At 68.5% G+C, this 18,504-nt stretch carries 19 protein-coding genes; 14 read left to right on the top strand and 5 right to left on the bottom strand.

Features of this window, described 5'->3' with window-relative positions; genetic code table 11:
* Positions 1 to 20 precede the first annotated feature (20 nt).
* The 5 genes from AB0H00_RS13325 (at position 21) to AB0H00_RS13345 (ending at position 3,557) form a co-directional block, all read left to right on the top strand.
* Positions 21 to 245 (top strand): YbdD/YjiX family protein, encoded by a 225-nt coding sequence (locus AB0H00_RS13325; RefSeq protein WP_357265555.1) that lies wholly within the window; start codon positions 21 to 23, stop codon positions 243 to 245.
* A gap of 174 nt (positions 246 to 419) precedes the next feature.
* On the top strand, positions 420 to 2,051 hold the full coding sequence (locus tag AB0H00_RS13330) for an Ada metal-binding domain-containing protein (RefSeq protein ID WP_357265556.1): 1,632 nt from the start codon (positions 420 to 422) through the stop codon (positions 2,049 to 2,051).
* Positions 2,048 to 2,590, top strand: coding sequence for a methylated-DNA--[protein]-cysteine S-methyltransferase (locus AB0H00_RS13335; RefSeq protein ID WP_357265317.1), 543 nt, complete (start codon positions 2,048 to 2,050; stop codon positions 2,588 to 2,590). The genes AB0H00_RS13330 and AB0H00_RS13335 overlap by 4 nt, the downstream gene beginning before the upstream one ends.
* 158 nt (positions 2,591 to 2,748) lie before the next feature.
* A complete protein-coding gene (locus AB0H00_RS13340; RefSeq protein ID WP_357265319.1) occupies positions 2,749 to 3,069 on the top strand; it encodes a type II toxin-antitoxin system prevent-host-death family antitoxin in 321 nt (106 codons plus the stop codon).
* Positions 3,066 to 3,557, top strand: a complete 492-nt coding sequence (locus AB0H00_RS13345; RefSeq protein ID WP_357265321.1) for a type II toxin-antitoxin system VapC family toxin — start codon at positions 3,066 to 3,068, stop codon at positions 3,555 to 3,557. Before AB0H00_RS13340 ends, AB0H00_RS13345 begins: the two co-directional genes overlap by 4 nt.
* On the opposite strand, the gene AB0H00_RS13350 is transcribed toward AB0H00_RS13345, so the two are convergent.
* Both AB0H00_RS13350 and AB0H00_RS13355 read right to left on the bottom strand, forming a co-directional pair.
* Positions 3,504 to 6,845 carry an AAA family ATPase gene (locus AB0H00_RS13350; protein WP_357265323.1) on the bottom strand — a complete coding sequence of 1,114 codons (3,342 nt, stop codon included), beginning with the start codon at positions 6,843 to 6,845 and terminating at the stop codon, positions 3,504 to 3,506. The two genes, AB0H00_RS13345 and AB0H00_RS13350, sit on opposite strands and share 54 nt — an antisense overlap.
* Before the next feature lie 37 nt (positions 6,846 to 6,882).
* Positions 6,883 to 8,061, bottom strand: coding sequence for an exonuclease SbcCD subunit D (locus tag AB0H00_RS13355; protein WP_357265325.1), 1,179 nt, complete (start codon positions 8,059 to 8,061; stop codon positions 6,883 to 6,885).
* Positions 8,062 to 8,459: 398 nt separating this feature from the next.
* Here AB0H00_RS13355 and AB0H00_RS13360 point away from each other — a divergent pair, with 398 nt between their 5' ends.
* The 3 genes from AB0H00_RS13360 to AB0H00_RS13370 are packed head-to-tail and all read left to right on the top strand — an operon-like array spanning position 8,460 to position 9,781.
* Positions 8,460 to 8,660, top strand: a complete 201-nt coding sequence (locus AB0H00_RS13360) for a hypothetical protein (protein ID WP_357265327.1) — start codon at positions 8,460 to 8,462, stop codon at positions 8,658 to 8,660.
* A 5-nt stretch (positions 8,661 to 8,665) separates the two neighbouring features.
* Positions 8,666 to 8,866, top strand: a complete 201-nt coding sequence (locus tag AB0H00_RS13365) for a hypothetical protein (RefSeq protein ID WP_357265329.1) — start codon at positions 8,666 to 8,668, stop codon at positions 8,864 to 8,866.
* A gap of 57 nt (positions 8,867 to 8,923) precedes the next feature.
* Entirely contained in the window at positions 8,924 to 9,781 is an 858-nt protein-coding gene (locus AB0H00_RS13370; RefSeq protein WP_357265331.1) for a DUF6542 domain-containing protein, read from the top strand.
* Between the two features lie 110 nt (positions 9,782 to 9,891).
* Here AB0H00_RS13370 and AB0H00_RS13375 read toward each other — a convergent pair whose 3' ends face one another.
* Complete coding sequence (locus tag AB0H00_RS13375; RefSeq protein ID WP_357265333.1) at positions 9,892 to 10,902, bottom strand: 4-hydroxy-3-methylbut-2-enyl diphosphate reductase; 1,011 nt, start codon at positions 10,900 to 10,902, stop codon at positions 9,892 to 9,894.
* Positions 10,903 to 11,198: 296 nt separating this feature from the next.
* On the opposite strand from AB0H00_RS13375, the gene AB0H00_RS13380 reads away from it, so the two are divergent.
* The 4 genes from AB0H00_RS13380 to AB0H00_RS13395 all read left to right on the top strand — a co-directional run bounded on the left by AB0H00_RS13380 (position 11,199) and on the right by AB0H00_RS13395 (position 14,027).
* Positions 11,199 to 11,885, top strand: a complete 687-nt coding sequence (locus tag AB0H00_RS13380; RefSeq protein WP_357265335.1) for a lipid droplet-associated protein — start codon at positions 11,199 to 11,201, stop codon at positions 11,883 to 11,885.
* 221 nt (positions 11,886 to 12,106) lie between these two features.
* Positions 12,107 to 13,408: an exodeoxyribonuclease VII large subunit gene (xseA, locus tag AB0H00_RS13385; protein ID WP_357265337.1), complete on the top strand. Its 1,302-nt coding sequence runs from the start codon at positions 12,107 to 12,109 to the stop codon at positions 13,406 to 13,408.
* Positions 13,409 to 13,410: 2 nt separating this feature from the next.
* Positions 13,411 to 13,686: an exodeoxyribonuclease VII small subunit gene (locus tag AB0H00_RS13390; protein WP_357265339.1), complete on the top strand. Its 276-nt coding sequence runs from the start codon at positions 13,411 to 13,413 to the stop codon at positions 13,684 to 13,686.
* Positions 13,683 to 14,027: a VOC family protein gene (locus tag AB0H00_RS13395; RefSeq protein ID WP_357265341.1), complete on the top strand. Its 345-nt coding sequence runs from the start codon at positions 13,683 to 13,685 to the stop codon at positions 14,025 to 14,027. Before AB0H00_RS13390 ends, AB0H00_RS13395 begins: the two co-directional genes overlap by 4 nt.
* A 23-nt stretch (positions 14,028 to 14,050) precedes the next feature.
* Here AB0H00_RS13395 and AB0H00_RS13400 read toward each other — a convergent pair whose 3' ends face one another.
* A complete protein-coding gene (locus tag AB0H00_RS13400; protein ID WP_357265343.1) occupies positions 14,051 to 14,548 on the bottom strand; it encodes a GNAT family N-acetyltransferase in 498 nt (165 codons plus the stop codon).
* A gap of 331 nt (positions 14,549 to 14,879) precedes the next feature.
* A complete protein-coding gene (locus AB0H00_RS13405) occupies positions 14,880 to 15,446 on the bottom strand; it encodes a DUF4245 domain-containing protein (protein WP_357265345.1) in 567 nt (188 codons plus the stop codon).
* Between the two features lie 127 nt (positions 15,447 to 15,573).
* Here AB0H00_RS13405 and glpX point away from each other — a divergent pair, with 127 nt between their 5' ends.
* Together glpX and AB0H00_RS13415 are read left to right on the top strand one after the other, a co-directional pair.
* Positions 15,574 to 16,617, top strand: coding sequence for a class II fructose-bisphosphatase (gene glpX / locus AB0H00_RS13410; protein WP_357265347.1), 1,044 nt, complete (start codon positions 15,574 to 15,576; stop codon positions 16,615 to 16,617).
* 331 nt (positions 16,618 to 16,948) lie between these two features.
* Positions 16,949 to 18,352, top strand: a complete 1,404-nt coding sequence (locus tag AB0H00_RS13415; protein ID WP_357265349.1) for a class II fumarate hydratase — start codon at positions 16,949 to 16,951, stop codon at positions 18,350 to 18,352.
* The last annotated feature ends 152 nt before the right edge of the window (positions 18,353 to 18,504 follow it).

An 18,504-nucleotide genomic window follows, 5' to 3' on the forward strand; every position in this document is an offset into this window, starting at 1 on the left:
CGCCGCGTGCCGGCCGGCCCATGCGACCGGTCGGCACGCGGCTGCGCGCCGCGGCACATGCCTGCGTCGGCGGCGCTCGCACCGGCGTCTGGTGGTTCAACTCGATCCTGGGCGGGCAGGATTACCAGCGGTATGTCGATCATCTGCGACGCAATCATCCAGGTTGCGAGATCCCGACCGAACGGGAGTACTGGCGGCAGCGCCATGCCGACGCGGACAACAATCCCACCAATCGCTGCTGCTGAGTCCGGCCGACGGCACTGATTTTTCAGTGCGCGTCGCCGCATGTCGAGTCGGTAGTTCACACAGCACTTGGCCGCTTGATCGTTGTGCGGTGTCACGGCGGTCGTGCGAAGCACGGACCTCAGCGCGGGATGGTGGCTGATTTCCGCTAGCACAGGTCGGCCGTGGCTGACATTGTGGTTGGCGTGACGATCACGGCATTGGATTTCGAGCACTGCTATCGGGCGGTGTCGACCCGAGACTCCCGCTTCGACGGGCAATTCTTCACCGCGGTGCGCACCACCGGAATCTATTGCCGTCCTTCGTGTCCGGCTATTACGCCGAAGCGCGCCAACGTGTCGTTCCTGCCGACCGCCGCCGCAGCGCAGCAGGCGGGCTACCGCGCTTGCCGCCGCTGCCTGCCGGACGCGGCGCCCGGCTCGCCGTTGTGGAACACCAGGGCGGATCTGGCCGCGCGGGCGATGCGGTTGATCGGCGACGGCGTCATCGAACGCGGCGGGGTGCCCGCGCTGGCCGCCACGCTGGGCTATTCGCAGCGGCAGCTCACCCGCGTGCTGACCACCGAGTTGGGCGCCGGACCGTTGGCGCTGGCCCGTGCGCACCGTGCGCACACCGCGCGGCTGCTGATCCAGACCACGGCGATGCCTATGTCGGACATCGCGTTCGCTGCCGGGTTCGCCTCCATCCGCCAGTTCAACGACACGGTGCGCGAGGTGTTCGCGGTCAGCCCGACCACTATGCGGACCGAGGCTCAACGCGCGAGAAACGGGTCCGCGGCACGCCCGGCGCCCGCCACCAACGGATCGCTCACCCTGCGGCTGCCCTACCGGGAGCCGCTGGACCGCGCCTGGCTGGAGTGGTTTTTCTCGGCGCACGCCGCCCCCGGCGTGGAGCTGTGGGAGAACCGGGCCTACACCAGAAACCTGCGCACCCCGCACGGGCACGCCACAACACGGCTGAGCTTCCAGCGCGACCACGTGCGGGCAGAGTTGTCCCTGCACGACATGCGCGACCTGGCACCGACGGTGGCGCGGTTGCGGCATCTGCTGGATCTGGACGCCGATCCGATCGGCATCGACGAGGCGCTCGGCGTCGGGCCCGCTCAGCCTGGGCCGTCCGCCCAACGGCTGTCGGACAACCACACCGAGCAGCTGCCGGACGCGGGTGCGGGTTCGCCAGCGGATGCCGAGGCGATGCCTGAGGTCAGCCGTTCCGGCGCGCGGCGGCCCTCGTTCACGCCGGGCATTCGGGTGCCCGGCTGCCTCGACGCAGCCGAGCTGTTGCTCCGCACCATGATCGGACAGCAGATCTCGGTGTCCGCTGCCGCCACGCACACCACCCGGCTGGTCGAAACGCTCGGCGAGCGAGTGGACGGGCCGCTCCCCCTGCTTTTCCCAGCCCCGGATGTGATCGCCGAACGCGGCGCTGAGGTGTTGACCGGCCCTGCGCGGCGGGTCCGGTCGATCGTCGCCGCGGCCGAGGCGCTCGCCTCGGGTGAACTGGTGCTGCACCAAGGTCGCACCGCCGTCGATCTGCGCCGCGAACTGCTCGCGCTGGATGGCGTGGGGCCGTGGACGGCCGACTATGTGACCATGCGCCTGCTCGCCGAGCCGGACGTCCTCCTCGGCACCGATCTGGTTGTCCGCCAGGGCGCGAATTTGCTCGGCATCGACCTGAAGGACACCGCACGCTGGGCGCCGTGGAGGTCGTATCTATCAATGCACCTATGGAAAGCAGCGTTGGCGGAACGTGCCACGCAACCGAGAAATTCCCCGCGCGCCACGACGAAAGGCAGTGTCAAAACATGAACGCCCCCACCACAATTCGCTCCGGCATTGGCGAAACACGCAACCGCACCGCCGACTTCGCCGTCGTCGCCACCCCGATCGGACCGTTCACCACACTCGTCGATACGGACGGAGCCGTTCTCGCCTCCGGATGGACCGCCGACGCGGAGAACCTACGCGGCCTGGTCCATCCCACGCTGCGCCCGGCCGCGCTGCGGCAACGGGAGTCACTGGGCGAGGTGACCAGCGCGGTCACCGCATACCACGAAGGCGACCTCACCGCGATCGATCCGATTCCCGTTCGCCAGCAATCCGGACAGTTCCTGGTGCACGCCTGGGCCGTGCTGCGCACAGCCCAGCCGGGTAGCCCGCTCACCTACACCGAATTCGCCGCCCGCGCCGGCCGCCCCGAGGCCACCCGCGCAGCGGCCAATGCGTGTGCCCGCAATGCCGCCGCGCTGTTCGTGCCGTGCCACCGGGTCCTCCGCATCGGCGGAGCACTCGGCGGGTTCCGCTGGGGCCTCGACGTGAAGCGCTGGCTGCTCGGCCACGAGGCGTGAGGATGCACGATCCGCCAGTGCGCATCCGCTGTCGGGCGCCACCGATCCGCAAGAAGATCGAACGTTCGGCCGCCGGACAGCCAAGCATGTTACGACGCCTGTAGCCAGCCCGTAGTAATTGCGTAGCCCAGCCCTCGCCCTGCGGCTAGCCTGGAAACATGACCGCTCCTGCCGAACTCCCCGAGATTCCGCAACGCGAACTTCGCAATCACGCGAGCCGCGTGCTGCGCGAGGTCGGGGCCGGGCGCTCGTACACCATTACCGTCGACGGAACGCCGATCGCGGATCTGATTCCGCACCGTAATGCGAGGCGGCGGACAGCAGTGCCACGCGACGAAGTATTCGCCGCCTTCGCCGGATTGTCGTCCGTTGGGAAGACTTGCCGCGACGATGCCGACCGGTACGTCGATGACGCGCTCTACGATCCATACGATCGCGCACACCGCCGAGGCGAATTCGCGGTGGAGAACGGCAAGTGACGCTCTCCCTGGAGCGCGGCTTGGTCGACACCAACGTCGTGATTCTTCTCGATGATCTCGACTCGGGCGAACTGCCTCCCGAGATACTGATCAGCTCGGTGACGATGGCCGAACTCGCGGCAGGACCGCACTACACCGATGATTCCGGGGAACGTGCCCGACGCATCGAACGGCTGCAGAACGCCGAGGCGCTGTTCGAGCCGCTCCCGTTTGATACCTGGGCCGCACGCCGCTACGGGCACATTGTCGCTGCCGTGCTGGCCGCCGTGCGTAGTCCCAAGCCTCGCCGCATTGATCTGCTGATCGCGGCGATCGCATCGACCAATCGTCTGCCTCTTTTCACTGTCAACCCGAAGGGTTTCGCGGGCCTGGAGAATCTCGTCACCATATCCGCAGTGACCCATCCGGACGATCGCCGACAAGCCGCTCGCTCGTCAGGTAACGGTGGCTTCCAGGTGGGAGCCGGTGCGGCCGCGCAGGACGTGTAGGCGGCTGGGGATGCGCTGGCGCATCTCGTCCACGTGGCTGACCACACCGACTACCCGCCCACCGGCACGGAGTTCGTCGAGCACACCCATCACGGCATCGAGGGTGTCCGCGTCGAGACCGCCGAACCCCTCGTCGATGAAGAGGGTGTCCAGTACGAGGCCGCCGGATTCGGCCGCGACGGTGTCGGCCAGGCCGAGCGCCAACGACAGCGAGGCCATGAATGTTTCACCGCCGGAGAGTGTCTTGGTCGGTCGGACGACGCCGGTGTAGTCGTCGCGGATGTCGAGCCCGAGCCCGCCTCGACGACCGCGCGGCCCCGCTTTGTCGGAGTGGACGAATTCATAGCGGCCACCGGACATTCTGCGCAGCCGCAGCGACCCGGCCTGCGCCACCTCTTCCAGGCGGGCGGCAAGGACATAGGAGCGCAGCGACATGCGCCGATTGTTCTCGCCCCGCCCTGCGACGACCTCCGCGAGACCGGCCAGTTCCGCATAGGCCTGCTGTGCAGGGGCGATTCGGTCGACGGCGGCCCAGAGCTGGCCGCCGAGATCCTCGAGCAGGCTCACCCGCTTGCTCGCTTCGGCGTGGGTAGCGACCGCGGCGTTCAACCTGTCCTGCGCGGCAGCGACCTGCGCGTCGAGTTCGGCAAGGTCGCCCGGCTCCAGCGCCGCCGCCGCCTGGATCTCCGGCTCCGCCAGAACCGCTTCCGCATGGGCACGGGCACGGTCGGCTGCCACGAGTTCCGCCTCGAGCTCGGCCTGCCGCTCTGGGGTACGGGAGGCAGCGGTGACGACCTTCGCATAGGCGGTCAGCACCGCGACGTCATCGCGCGGAGCACTGGTCGCGGCGCGGACCGAAACCTCGCGGGGATCGCGTACCGAGTCGACTTCGGCGTCAGCAGCGTCGTCGTCGGGCGCGGCAGCGCCGTCGGCGGCGGAAGCAGTGCCGACGTCGGCAGCCGCGGCATCGCTGTCAGCGGCGGACGATTCCGCGGGCAAGGCAATGGCTTCGCCGGACCGGAGCACACTGCCCGCCGTCGCGTCCGCGGCGGCCGAACGATGTGCCGCTGCCGCGCAGGCGCCGCTACCGGGCCTCAGACCACCGATCGGCACTTCTGGTACGAATCCTGCTGCGCAGGCAAGATTCTCGACCCGGTTGGCGATAATCGACACCTGGTCACGGGCCGCCGCCGCCGCTACCCGGGCATCGCGCAGAGCGGTGGCGTCCGCGACGAGGGCAATGAGCCTGGCACGACGGCGGTCGATGGTCTCGTCGGAGCCCGCCGCTGTGCGCAGGCGGTCGATGAGTTCGGCGAGGCGCATGTCGGCGGAGGCGATGGTGGCGGCGACGGCACTGCGGCGGGCGGTGGACTCGCGCAGCTCGTTGTGCAGGCGAGCTTCTTCGCCGCGCAGCCTCGTCAGTTCGGCAGTGCGGTCGTCGGTGCGCGCCGCAAGCTCGGCGGTGTCCTCGTAGCGGTCGGTGGCGGCGCGCAGCGCGGCGGCGAGCTCGACACGGTCGGTGTCGCCGCCGCGCGCGATAAGCGCTTCGATTTCCCGTTCGAGCCCGGTGATGTGGGTAAGCACCCGGTCGCGGGTGTCTTCCGCCGAGCGCTCGGCCGCCACGGCGGCGTCCTCTTCGAGCTTGGACACCGCGGTGCCGGTGGGCTGGGCCGGCACGGGATGGTCGGCTGACCCGCAGACCGCGCACGGTCGGCCGTCGACCAACTCGCCGGCAAGTTCGGCGGCCATGCCGGTCAGCCTGCGCTCGCGCAGGTCGAGCACAAGCTCCTTGGCATCGAGGTGGGCCGTGCGGGCGGTCTCCAACTCGACCCTGGCGTGGTCGAGTGCCGTTCGGCGAGTGGCCAGTTCGACGGCTGCCGTCGCGGCGGTCCGCAGTCGTTCGGTTTCCGCGGTGAACCCCGGCAGTGCCGCGACCGCTTCGGCCGCCTCGCGCAGCCTGTCCTCGGCGGTGGCGAGCGCGGCCGGAAGCGCGTCGCGCAGTTCGGTGAGCTTTGCGATCCTCGTGGCCAGCGCCGCGTCCTCGTCGCGCAGCGCGTTCAGCTCGCCGCTGAGACGGGTGGCGGTCGCGGCATCGGTGCGCACTTCGTCCAACGCGCCGATCTGCCCACTCCAACGCCGGATGGCCACGTCGAGGTCGGCGTCCTCCCGTACCTCCGGCACACCCTCGCTCGCGGCACCTGCGGATCGGACCAGCTCGATGCCACTGAGATCGCCGCCCGCCGGCTCGAGCAGTCGCGCCGCCAATTGCTGTGCCGCGCTGCGATTTTCGCTAGACTTGCGGCGCAAAGCCAGCACCGACGAGCGCGCCTCGCCGATCGCGGCAGCGACCGGTTCGGCGCGGCGCGCGAGCTCGAGTTCTGTCCGCAAGGCGGCGCGCTGGTCGGCTCTCGCAGCGTAGTCGTCGAGCTGCCGACGGGCCGCGGCCATGCGGCGGTGCAGCTCGTGCAGCCGGCGCTGTTCCTCGGCTCTCGCGCGCGCCCGTGCCGAATCCTGGTGGCAGTGTTCGGTTTCCCTGGCGGACGTGGTCAGATCGGCGCGCGCGGTGGACAGCAGATCCTGCGACCACCCGACGGCTTCCAGCGTGTCGACCGACTCCGCCACTGCGGCCCCGGCCGCCATACCGATCTGGGTGATCAGCCGATCGATGCCCTGCTTACGCGCGTCCAATTCGACTTCCGCGGCACGGCGTTTATCCGCCAGCCACTGCTCGGCGGTACCGAAACGCCTGGTGTCGAAGAGCTTTTCGAGCAGCTTCTCCCGGTCTTCGTTCTCCGCCCGCAGAAATCGGGCGAAATCGCCCTGTGGCAGCAACACCACCTGGAAGAACTGGTCGGCGCTCATGCCGAGCAGGCGAAGAATTTCGTCACCGATATCGCCGATCCGGGAGAGGTTTTCGCCGCGGCCGTCCAACCAGGTCAGTGTCGCCTTGGGGGGTTCGGTGCGCATGCCGGTGCCGCGCCGTTTGGGCCGCTCGAATTCAGGAGTGCGGGTCACGCGCAGCCGCCGCCCGCCAAGGGTCGCCTCGAGCACGACCTGCGGCGGCGTCTGCTCCGGCGCGTGATCGGAGTGCAGCCGTTTGCTCTCGCCGCGCGCACCCGGAACTCGGCCGTAGAGCGCGAACGCGATCGCGTCCAGCACGGTCGTTTTGCCCGCGCCGGTCTGGCCGTGGAGCAAAAACAGCCCGTCGGCGCCGAGCACGTCGAAGTCGACGACCGTGGCCTCGGCGAACGGGCCGAAAGCGGTCATCTCCAGCTTGTGCAGCCTCATGCCGCCGCGCCCATGCCGACACCCGGATACGGCACGGTCATGCGGACAATTCCCCGCTCGTGGCGGCGACCGCCGCTTCCGGCTCCCGTTCCGCGACGGCGGCGGAGAGCGCGCGTTCCAGCCATGCCATTTCGCCACCGCTCGGCGCGCCACGGACGTCTGTGAGGAAGCTGTGAGCGACTTCGGTGTCGCGGCGGCCGTGCACCCGCTCACGGTAGCGCAATTCCGGGTTACCATCGGGCCGCATCCATTCCACGTGTACCGCGAACGGGAACCGTTCCCTCAGCTTGCGCATGGCGTCGACGGGACGGGCGATGTCGGTGAGCACCGCCGAGACGTAGTGCTGCTCAGCCGTGGTGTAGTCCGCGTCGGTCAGCAACTCGTCGAGGGTGCCGGTGATTTTGCTCAGTCCACGTACCACCGGCAGATCCCGGCGCCGAACCGAGTGCAATCCGGTCTTGTCCAGTTCGGCGATCCACACCGCCTTACTATGCGAGTTCTCCGCGAAGGAATACGGCAGCGGCGAGCCTGAGTAGCGCACCGACTCCGACAGCGCCTGCGGCGAATGTAGGTGGCCCAGCGCCACGTAATCGATGCCCTCGAAGGCGGTCAGCGGCACCGTTTCGACTCCGCCCACCGAGATCGACCGTTCCGATCCCGTGGCCTCCCCGCCGACGACGAAGGCGTGCGCAAGCACCACCGTCCGCACGTTGTCGCGGCCGGCGATGTCCGCGCGGATCAGGCCCATCGCGGCGTAGAGGACCTCGGCATGCGAATGCGCCTTCGGCACACCGAGTTCGGTGCGGGCAATTTCCGGCTCCAGGTAGGGGATGCCATAGAACGCCACCGGTCCGTGCTCGTCCTCGAGCAGAACCGGCCGGTCGGCATCGGCAACGGTGGTGCGCAGATGCAGCCCACCCGCCGCGGCGAAACTCGCGCCCGCCCCGAGCCGCGCGGGCGAATCATGGTTGCCCGACGTCGCGACGATACGCGCCCCGGCCGCGCGGATGGCCTCGAATCCCCGGTTGCACACCGCGATCGCGTCGGCGCTGGGGATGGACCGGTCATACACGTCCCCCGGAAGCACGACGACGTCGACCGACTCCTCGACCACCAGCTCCGCGATCGCGGCCAGTGAACGGGCCTGGTCGGCAAGCAGATCCACGCCGTGGAACGTGCGCCCGATATGCCAGTCCGAGGTGTGCAGCATCCGCATGCCGCGAAACCGTAGGCCAACCCACCGACAGACTCCAATTGCCGCGCCGCCTCAGCGGATTTGCCGTGCCGCCGCGCGCGTGTGATTGCGCGTCCAGGCCAGCGAGTTCGACGACATGCGCCGGGCCTGAACGAAGGCTCGAGACAGTCGCCTACGCACCGAGCCGAGCGAAGGCTCGAGGCAGCCGCTTATGCGCCGGGCCGAGCGAAGGCGAGGCAGCCGCTTATGCGCCGGGCCGAGCGAAGGCTCGAGGCAGCCGCCTATCTGGACGCCAGCGCGACCCGACGACCCCGGACCCGCGGGGCAGCTGCTCACCAGGCACGTCCCAACATATTGGGCGGCGCACATCGCTGGCCGACAAGGCGTACTGGGCAGTTTTCGATCCGGCGCCGGAGTTCATGCCGCTCGTGCCGGCGATCCGTTTCCTGGATGCGGCGCTGACCACCGTCACGGCTGCTGGAGTACCTGTTCGGCCGGAACGTGATCCTCGCCCCACCCCGATCGCGTTGCTGCGCACGGTCGTGTTCGGCTGGCGTCAGGGAATGTTCTTCACGGGCATGAAGACGATGCGGCACCTGGGCTGCGAACTCTGCCAATGAACGGCATGACCGGCAGGCGCCTGGGCCGGGTCGGCGCGCAGCTGGGCATGGCGTGCTTTCGACGCACCGTCGCTCTCGTGGAGTCGCGGGTTATGGTCACCGTACGCACGCTGCACGGCCTGAAAATAGCTGGACAGAAGGTGCCCGCGATCCCACGGGCGGGTTCCTGGCCACGTCCGGTGGGCTTCGCCGACGCCGGCGAGTAGCCGGGCAACGGCCCTGCCGTCACGCCGCCGATCACTGCGGCGGTTAGTGTGCATATCGTGGCTGCTTCCCAACGTGTGCGATCCCGGGTGCCCGCGCCGCAACGTTCGATCCTGCCGTCGGTGCCGGGACTCCCGGTCGGCGCGGTGGTCCTGATCGCGGTTGCCTGCACGTTTGTGGGATTTCTGATCGATGCCGGCGGCGACGGCGGCGAATTGACCGGCTCGTTCACCGCGCTGTACATCGTGGGGTGTGTGGCCGCCGTCGCTGCCGTGCGCTACCGCGGGTTGTTCAGCACGATGGTGTTGCCGCCGCTGCTGCTGTTCGTCGCGGTGCCGCTGGCCTACCAGCAACTCTCCGGGCGAGGCTCGACCTCCCTGAAGGACATCTTGCTGAACCTTGCGATTCCACTGGTGAACCGGTTCCCGACCATGGTGCTGGCCACCGCCATCGTTCTGCTGATCAGCGGCGGCCGAATCATGATGCACCGCCGTGAGGAGGCGGAGACCCGGTCACCGGCCTCGCGCCGTGGCGAGAGCCGGGGCAGGCCCGCGGCCAAGCGGCCACGGCCCGGCCGCCCCTCCGGCTCGCTCGCGGACTCGGCACGCCGCAGGACACGCCGCCCGAAAGATGATGCCGACGCGCCCGACTTGGACGAGGAAGCTCCCCGCCCGGCCCGCCGCCCCGCAACACAGGTCGCCGACGCCCCGCCCCGGGTCGCGCCGTCCCGTCCACGGGAGGGCCGAACCCCCGCTCGCGGCGTCTCCCGCCCGACTGCGGCCATGCCCCGCGCGGAGGGCGAACCGCCGCGGGCCGCGGGCCGCCGCCGCGATGTGCCCCCGCATCCTCAGCCCAATGTCCGCTACCGCGAACGCGATTCGAGCCGCACCGAGCGGCGCAGGCCGGAGAACCTATAGCGGCAGCTGCCTCGTCGTCGCGTCTGGGGAAGGACTTTCCGCCCGCTGCCTCAGCCGCTCGTGAAGCTCGTCATCGGATCCCTTCCGCGGCGTCTGCGGACACGATTCACTCAGGGGCGCGTGGTGCGCAATTCTCGGGGCAGCGCGAAGACCAGGGTCTCGTTCGCGGTGGTGACGGGCTGAACATCGCTGTAGCCGTGCTCGGCCAGCATGTCCAGGACGCCGCGGACCAGGATTTCCGGGACCGACGCGCCGGAGGTGATGCCGATCGTGCGCACACCGTCGAGCCAGGCCTGGTCGACCTCGCGGGCGAAGTCCACCAGGTGGGCCGCCTTGGCGCCGGCACCGAGCGCGACCTCGACCAAGCGCACCGAGTTCGAGGAGTTGCGGGAGCCGACCACGATCACGAGATCGCATTCCGGCGCCATCGCCTTCACCGCGACCTGGCGGTTCTGCGTGGCGTAGCAGATGTCGTCGCTCGGCGGGTCCTGCAGGCCGGGGAACCGGGCGCGCAGCCGCTGCACCGTCTCCATCGTCTCGTCCACGCTCAGGGTGGTCTGCGAGAGCCAGATCACTTTCGACTCGTCGCGCACGCTGACCCTGTCGACCGCGTCGGGGCCATCGACCAGCTGCACATGGTCGGGTGCCTCACCGGCGGTGCCCTCGACCTCCTCATGACCCTCGTGGCCGATCAGCAGGATGTCGTAGTCGTCGCGGGCGAACCGCTTCGCCTCCTGGTGCACCTTCGTCACCAGCGGGCAGGTCGCGTCGATGGTGTGCAGATTGCGCGCGGCGGCGGATTCGTGCACCGCGGGCGAGACACCGTGCGCGGAAAACACGACCACCGCACCCTCGGGCACCTCGTCGGTCTCGTCGACGAAGACGACGCCGCGCTCACGCAGCGTTTCCACCACATGTCGGTTGTGCACGATCTCCTTGCGCACATAGATCGGCGCACCGTGCTTCTCCAGCGTCTTTTCGACGGTTTCGACCGCACGATCGACACCGGCACAGTACCCGCGTGGCTCGGCGAGCAGCACTCGCTTACCGCCGTCGGCATCGGCGTTTCCGGCGCCTGCCGAGCGGGCGATTCCGACGTTCAAGGAAATGGCCGAGGACATGCCCACAGGATACGTGCGGGCCCCGTCCCCGCCACGTCCGGGAGTTGTCCGTCACAATCACCGCTCGTCGTGCGGTATCGACCGGTCAAGGGCTGCGAAATGGGGCGGAAGGCGATCGCGAGCGAAGCCCGGCGGCGCAGGACCCGATGGCGGCTCGTGCCGGGATCAACGTTCGTCCTCCGCCTCCGCAGGCCACATCTCGCAATGCCGGCCGATCCGTCGCGCCTGGATAGACGAATATGCGAACCGCGCGCCCCATCCTTTGAATAACACACCATTTCGGGCAGGCTAGAACCATGTTCCGACCACCGTTTCTGGCCCGGGTCGCCGCCGGTGCCGCCGTATACGCCCTCGAGGAATCCCGCAGGCTACCCACGGCGGCAATGAATTTCCCGGTCACGGCCATCAGTCAGATGCTGCAAACGACAATGCACGTCCAGCAGTTCGTGACCAGCCTGGCGCTGAAGGGCGACGCGGTTTTCGACCGGTTGTCCAACAACCCGGTGGAGCAGCCGGAGTGGGCCACTTTCGATGAGGACATCACCGATGACCCGAACCCAGGGCCCACTCGCGCCAGCCGTTTCGACCTGTACGCCGCCGACGAGCCCGCACCGTCCCCATTCGGCGCACCCGAACCGTTCCCCGCGGAAACCGTCGCCCGTGCCACCGAGACCAACGGCCACACCTCCTCGGCGTCGATCTTCGAGCCAGGGACCGCCGAGCGAGAACCCGCTGAGCGAGAACCCGCTGAGCCAGAACCCGCCGAGCCAGAACCCGCCCCCGCCGCGGCCGGGGTCGCCGAGCCGGATGTCGCCATCCGCTACGGCTACGCCACGATGACGCTGGCCCAGCTGCGCGCCCGCCTGCGCATGCTGACGGTCGAGGACCTCACCGCGTTGCTGGAGTACGAACAGCGCACTGGCGCCAGGGCGCCATTCGTGACCATGCTGACGAATCGAATCGCCACTGTGCGGGCCCAGTGACCGAACCGAAACACCCTCCTCCACCGTGTTGGCCGAGATAAGCTCCGGGCAGTCGCCTCGGCGTATGCCCCTGACCGCATGACATGCCTGGATGCCTGCCCCTTCGCGTATACCCGACCCACTTGAAACAGGACCGCTCCCCATCACATGCGTGTACGCCTGACCGCATGACACAGGACGGTTCTTCATATCAGGACGGCTCCCTATGACAGATTCCGCGTATGCCTGACCGGACGGCCCAGGACGGCTCACAGACTGGGGCAGGGACGCGGGCCAATTCCGCCGAACAACCCTGGCCGGTGCGTTCGGTGGCCATCAAGGTTGCCCAATGGATCGACCGGCTCGGCAGCATCTGGGTCGAGGGGCAGATCACCCAGATCAATGTGCGCCCCGGTACGCGCACCGCGTTCTTGGTGCTGCGCGACCCGTCTGCCGACATGTCCCTGTCCGTGACGTGCGACCCGGATCTCCTCCGCAATTCCGCGGTCCCGCTGCAGGAGGGCAGCAGGGTGGTGGTCTACGGCAAGCTCTCGTTCTTCACCGGTCGCGGCACGATCTCCTTGCGCATAATCGAAATTCGCCCCATCGGCATCGGCGAGTTGCTGGCCCGCGTCGAGCGACTCAAGGCGCTGCTGGCCGCCGAGGGTCTGTTCGATCCCCGGCTCAAGCGTCCGATTCCGTTCCTGCCCACGACGATCGGCCTGATCACCGGGCGCGCGAGCGCCGCCGAGCGCGACGTCCTGACTGTCGCGCGAAATCGTTGGCCCGCAGTGCGTTTCGAGATTCGCAATACCGCGGTGCAAGGTCCGACCGCGGTACCGCAGATGCTCGCCGCACTGGCCGAGCTGGATCACGATCCGGCCGTCGACGTGATCGTGCTCGCGCGTGGCGGCGGCAGCGTCGAGGACCTGCTGCCGTTCTCCGACGAGGCGCTGTGCCGCGCCATCGTGGCCGCGACCACCCCTGTCGTGAGCGCGATCGGCCACGAACCCGACAACCCGCTCAGCGACTTCGTGGCCGATCTCCGCGCGGCCACTCCGACCGATGCCGCCAAGCGCGTCGTCCCCGACGCCGCCGCCGAGGTGGCCGGCGTCCGTGAGCTGCGTGCTCGCACCGCCGCCGCGCTGCGCGGGTGGGTCGACCGCGAGACCGAGGCGCTGGCCCAGCTGCGGTCCCGGCCGGTGCTGGCCGACCCACTGCGCGAACTCGACCTCCGCCACCAGGAAGTCGAGCGCCTGCGAACGGCGGCGCGCCGCTGCGCCGAGCAACTCATCCGCACCGAATCCACGGCCGCCAGGCATTTGCGCGAGAAACTCACCGCCGTGGGCCCGGCCGCGACACTGGCCCGTGGCTACGCTGTCGTACAACGCGTCACCGGTCCGGAGCGGCATGTGGTGCGCACGATCGATGACGCGCCCGCGGGCAGCCAGTTGCGCATCAGGGTCGCCGACGGCGCCGTCACGGCCGCCGCGCTCGGTACCCAGGCCCTCGGCGCCGAGCACACCGACACAGGGAGGAACTGACCTTGGCCGATCCCGGCAAGTCCACGGGTGGGAACGGAAAAGGAGCAGACCCGGCCGCCGAGCAGGCCGAGGTCGCGGGCTTCGGCTACGAACGCGCCCGCGACGAACTGGTCAACGTCGTGAAGATCCTCGAACAGGGCGGCCTCGACCTGGACGAGTCCCTCGCTCTGTGGGAACGCGGCGAGGCGCTGGCCAACCGCTGCGAAGAACACCTGGCCGGCGCACGCAAGCGAGTAGAGGACGCGCTGCACCGCACCGACCTGGAGGAGCGGCAATGAGCATCCGCCGCGCGACCCCGGACGTCCGCGCCACCGACATGGAAGCCAGCCGCGACTTCTACCGACTGCTGGGCTTCCACGAAGCGATGGACCTGGGCTGGGTCGTGACGATGGTGTCGCCGTCCAACCCGACTGCCCAGGTCCTGCTGATGGGTCCGGACGCGGAGCAGCTCCAGCCGACCATGAGCGTGGAGGTCGACGACGTCGACGTCGTGCACGAGGCGATGACCGCCGCGGGCGCCGACATCGTCTACCCCCTACGCGACGAGCCATGGGGCGTACGCCGCTTCTTCGTCCGCGACCCCAGCGGAGCCATCGTCAACGTGGTGAGCCACCGCTGACCGACGGCGCCGCCGGGCCACCACTATCGGCGTGTCGCCGCGGCGCAGTACCGTGCGATGCCGTCCTGCACGCTCAGCCGCACGAACCCAGCTTTCTCCAGCACACGAACCGAGGGTGGGTTGGACAACTCCACCTCGGCGGAGACCGTGTGGACCTCGGGCGCGGTCAGTGCGTGGGCGGCAAGTGCCCTGGTCGCCTCGGTGGCGTAACCACGACCCCGGCGCGATGCGACGATGCCGTACCCGATCTCCAGTTGCCCGTCGGTCGCAGGCCAAAACAACCCGATCGACCCGACGACGAATCCGCTCACGCGCTCGATGATCAATCGATGCCCGAATGGACCGAGCCAGTCCGGATGTTTGGTGAGCAGTCCCGCGATGACCCGATCGCCCTCGGCAGGGAAGTCGGCGGCCCACACGGCGCCGCGTCGGTCACCGAGTACGGCAGACGCCTCGTCTGAGGTCCACGACCGCAGCACGAGACGCTCGGTGGTCAGCTCGGTGGAAAGAGAAAAAGACACGTGACACTCCTGGTCATCGAAGAAGACCCGGTTCGCGTCGAAGCGTCCGCGGAATCAGAGGTGCGCGAACCGGAGGAAGGCATGCGAAAAACGGCTGAGAACAGCCATATTCATCGACCTCCGACTTCGGTTCGGCACGTGTCTCGCACCTGCCGCAACGCTAACGGCGGAGGCGAGAGAAGGCAAGGCGCGGTCATCGGCGGCAGGTCGACCCGCGCCGAGCGCCAGGCGAGCGCGGCGTTGCAGGCATTGCGCGACCGTCGTGGCCTACGACAAACGGTTCGGCGATGCGGCGCAGGCCGCTGGGTTGACCTGGGTCGCGCCCAGTTGATCAGCGCGTCAGCGGTGAGGCGCCGGTGATCGCCTGAGCGAGCGTCGCGAACGCCGAATGGTTGCCCGCGCCGGTGATCAGTACCCTCGACTGACCGAGGTCCGCGATCCACGCGGTCTCCGATCCCTGCTCGGCGTACACGATCCACTTCTGCTCGCCGATCTGCTCGGTGCCGCTCGCGTATCGGGACCCGAGCACAAACCTCGCCAGCGCCTCCTCGGTCGCGTTGCTCTGACTGAACCTCATATAGGTGCCCTGCGGTGTGATGTAGCCGATGGTGCTGACCGGTCCGCCGCCGGTACTGCCGATGGATTCGCGGCTACCGGAGTTCGGCGTCCAGTCGGCGGGCAGGTCCGGGTTGCGGATCGGGAACGGCAGCGAGCGCGCGTCCGCGGTGAGAGCGGCCTGCGCATCGAAATGCGGAATCTGCCCCTGTGTCGGCCCGTTGGCGGCGAAACTGCATTGACTGGCAAGACCCGCGAACACCACGGCGATCAACACCAATGGGATCAGCGACCAGAACAGATCCCGGTAGTCGTTCAGAATGCGTGGCTTTTGGTACGACACGCTCCCAGTATCCACTTGTCGGGCGGCACTTCCCCGCGCACCCCGATCCATGGAACAGGTGCACGACCGTGCCACATCGAATGAGACAATTGACCGGTACGTACCGACGCACAGGAGGCACCTCGCAATGACGGCATCTTCCCCGAAACCGAGCCGCCGCGAGGCGCCCGACCGCAACCTCGCGCTCGAACTGGTCCGTGTGACCGAAGCCGGAGCGATGGCCGCGGGCCGCTGGGTCGGACGCGGCGACAAAGAGGGGGGCGACGGCGCCGCCGTCGATGCCATGCGGCAGCTGGTCAGCTCGGTGTCCATGCGCGGCGTCGTCGTCATCGGTGAGGGCGAGAAGGACGAAGCGCCCATGCTCTACAACGGCGAGGCCGTCGGCGACGGCACCGGCCCCGAAGTGGACTTCGCAGTGGACCCGATCGACGGCACCACACTGATGTCCAAGGGCTCGCCCGGCGCGATTGCCGTGCTCGCGGTCGCCGAGCGCGGCGCGATGTTCGACCCTTCGGCGGTGTTCTACATGCGCAAGATCGCCGTCGGCCCGGACGCCGCCCACGTGGTCGATATCTCGGTCCCGATCCGCGAGAACATCAGGCGAGTCGCCAAGGCCAAGAACTCCCTGAAATCCGACCTGACAGTCTGCATCCTGGACCGTCCCCGGCACGCCGAACTGATCCAGCAGGTGCGTGACGCGGGCGCCCGCATCCGTCTGATCTCCGACGGAGACGTCGCGGGCGCGATCGCCGCAGCCCGCCCGGACTCCGGCACCGACATCCTGGTCGGCACCGGCGGCACGCCAGAGGGCATCATCGCCGCCGCCGCGATGCGCTGTATGGGTGGCGAACTACAGGGCATGCTCGCCCCCAAGGACGACGAGGAACGACAGAAGGCCATCGACGCCGGACACGACCTCGACCGCGTGCTCAGCACCGAAGATCTGGTCTCCGGTGACAACGTCTTCTTCTGCGCTACCGGCGTCACCGACGGCGATCTGCTGCGCGGAGTGCGCTACTACGGAGGCGGCGCGTCGACCCAGTCGATAGTCATGCGCTCCAAGTCCGGCACGGTCCGCATGATCGACGCCTACCACCGCCTGACCAAGCTGCACGAGTACTCGTCGGTCGACTTCATCGGTGACGAGGACGCGGTACCTCCGCTGCCGTAATTTCGACCGCGCGGGCGCTGCGTGTTCGCAGGCGCGGCAAAACAACCACATCATTCCCCGTTCGCAGGGGATAAGCAGGCTGCGCAGCAAGCGGTGGCAGGCCTGACAACTCGCCACCGCCTCCCACTCCTGACGCAACACATCGGCCCACTCCCGGTTCCGAGCGCAGCGAGACCGTCCATTGCCCGTTCGCGGCCGGGCTCGCGTTCGAGCGGCCGACGCGTCCGCGACGAAGTCGCCAGCGGCGGTCGCTCGGACGCGAGCCATAAGGGGGCCGCGAACACCCAGCGCCGCAGGCGCTGGCAACAAACACAGCCAATAGACTGAGCCTATGACCGAGGAGACGCAGTACCGCATCGAGCACGACACCATGGGCGAAGTTCGAGTTCCGGTGGACGCTTTGTGGCGGGCGCAGACCCAGCGGGCCGTGGAGAATTTCCCGATCAGCGGACGCGGCCTGGAGCGGGCGCAGATCCGCGCGCTCGGCCTGCTGAAGGCCGCGTGCGCCACGGTGAACCGCGACCTGGGTCTGCTCGATCCCGTGAAGGCCGACGCCATCATCGCCGCGGCGAACGAGATCGCGGAGGGTAAGCACGACGACCAGTTCCCGATCGATGTCTTCCAAACCGGTTCGGGCACCAGCTCGAATATGAACGCCAACGAGGTGATCGCCTCGCTCGCCAAGGCGAACGGCGTCACCGTGCACCCGAACGACGACGTCAACATGTCGCAGTCGTCCAACGACACCTTTCCCACCGCAACACATCTCGCCGCCACCGAAGGAGTCATCACCGAGCTTGTCCCGGCGCTCGAGCACCTGCGGCTCGCGCTGCTGGACAAGGCCACCGAGTGGCGGACCGTGGTGAAGTCCGGACGCACCCACCTGATGGACGCGGTGCCGGTGACTCTCGGTCAGGAGTTCGGCGGCTACACCCGGCAGATCGCGGCGAGTATCGATCGCATCATGGCGACGCTGCCGCGGCTGGGCGAGCTGCCGATCGGCGGTACCGCGGTCGGCACCGGCTTGAACGCACCGGAGGGCTTCGGCGCGAAGGTCGTCGCGCAACTGGTGCTCGCCACCGACATCGACGCGCTCCGCGAGGCCGAGGACCACTTCGAGGCGCAGGCCGCGCGGGACGGTCTGGTCGAGGCGTCCGGCGCGCTCCGCACGATCGCGGTCAGCCTCACCAAGATCGCCAACGACATCCGGTGGATGGGCTCGGGTCCGCTGACCGGACTGGCCGAACTTCAGCTGCCCGACCTGCAGCCGGGTAGCTCGATCATGCCAGGCAAAGTGAATCCTGTTCTGCCCGAGGCAGTTACCCAGGTCGCCGCACAGGTGATCGGCAACGACGCGGCGGTCGCCTTCGGCGGCGCGAACGGCGCCTTCGAGCTGAACGTCTACATCCCCGTGATGGCGCGCAACCTGCTGGAGTCGATTCGACTGCTGGCCAACGTGTCTCGGCTGTTCGCCGACAAGTGCGTGCGCGGCCTTGTCGCCAACGTCGAGCACCTGCGCACCCTTGCCGAGTCCTCGCCCTCGATCGTCACACCACTGAACTCGGCGATCGGCTATGAGGAGGCGGCCGCGGTCGCCAAGGAAGCACTGAAGCAGAGGAAGACCATCCGCCAGACCGTCATTGATCGCGGCCTGCTCGACGAGAAGCTGACGGAGGAGGAACTCGACCGCCGCCTCGACGTGCTCTCCATGGCGAAGGTGAGAAACGGCGAGTAATCCGCGCACAAAGGCCACGTTGGACACCCTCGTCTGTTCCAACGTGGCATTCGTCCCTTTGTGGCTTCCGCATGAAGCGGATACTCAGTTGATCCATGTGCAATCCGAAGGTGTTACAGCCGTAGCAGCCGTTGTCGCCGACCACAGGCACG

The sequence above is a fragment of the Nocardia sp. NPDC023852 genome, from assembly GCF_040639505.1.
Lineage (GTDB): Bacteria > Actinomycetota > Actinomycetes > Mycobacteriales > Mycobacteriaceae > Nocardia.

Excerpts from the sequence above, each read along its gene's own strand:
- AB0H00_RS13325 (WP_357265555.1), top strand. The coding sequence starts at position 21 with ATGCGACCGGTCGGCACGCGGCTGCGCGCCGCGGCACATGCCTGCGTC.
- AB0H00_RS13335 (WP_357265317.1), top strand. The coding sequence starts at position 2,048 with ATGAACGCCCCCACCACAATTCGCTCCGGCATTGGCGAAACACGCAAC.
- AB0H00_RS13340 (WP_357265319.1), top strand. The coding sequence starts at position 2,749 with ATGACCGCTCCTGCCGAACTCCCCGAGATTCCGCAACGCGAACTTCGC.
- AB0H00_RS13350 (WP_357265323.1), bottom strand. The coding sequence starts at position 6,845 with ATGAGGCTGCACAAGCTGGAGATGACCGCTTTCGGCCCGTTCGCCGAG.
- AB0H00_RS13355 (WP_357265325.1), bottom strand. The coding sequence starts at position 8,061 with ATGCGGATGCTGCACACCTCGGACTGGCATATCGGGCGCACGTTCCAC.
- AB0H00_RS13360 (WP_357265327.1), top strand. The coding sequence starts at position 8,460 with ATGCCGCTCGTGCCGGCGATCCGTTTCCTGGATGCGGCGCTGACCACC.
- AB0H00_RS13365 (WP_357265329.1), top strand. The coding sequence starts at position 8,666 with ATGACCGGCAGGCGCCTGGGCCGGGTCGGCGCGCAGCTGGGCATGGCG.
- AB0H00_RS13375 (WP_357265333.1), bottom strand. The coding sequence starts at position 10,902 with ATGTCCTCGGCCATTTCCTTGAACGTCGGAATCGCCCGCTCGGCAGGC.
- AB0H00_RS13380 (WP_357265335.1), top strand. The coding sequence starts at position 11,199 with ATGTTCCGACCACCGTTTCTGGCCCGGGTCGCCGCCGGTGCCGCCGTA.
- xseA (WP_357265337.1), top strand. The coding sequence starts at position 12,107 with ATGCCTGACCGGACGGCCCAGGACGGCTCACAGACTGGGGCAGGGACG.
- AB0H00_RS13395 (WP_357265341.1), top strand. The coding sequence starts at position 13,683 with ATGAGCATCCGCCGCGCGACCCCGGACGTCCGCGCCACCGACATGGAA.
- glpX (WP_357265347.1), top strand. The coding sequence starts at position 15,574 with ATGACGGCATCTTCCCCGAAACCGAGCCGCCGCGAGGCGCCCGACCGC.
- AB0H00_RS13415 (WP_357265349.1), top strand. The coding sequence starts at position 16,949 with ATGACCGAGGAGACGCAGTACCGCATCGAGCACGACACCATGGGCGAA.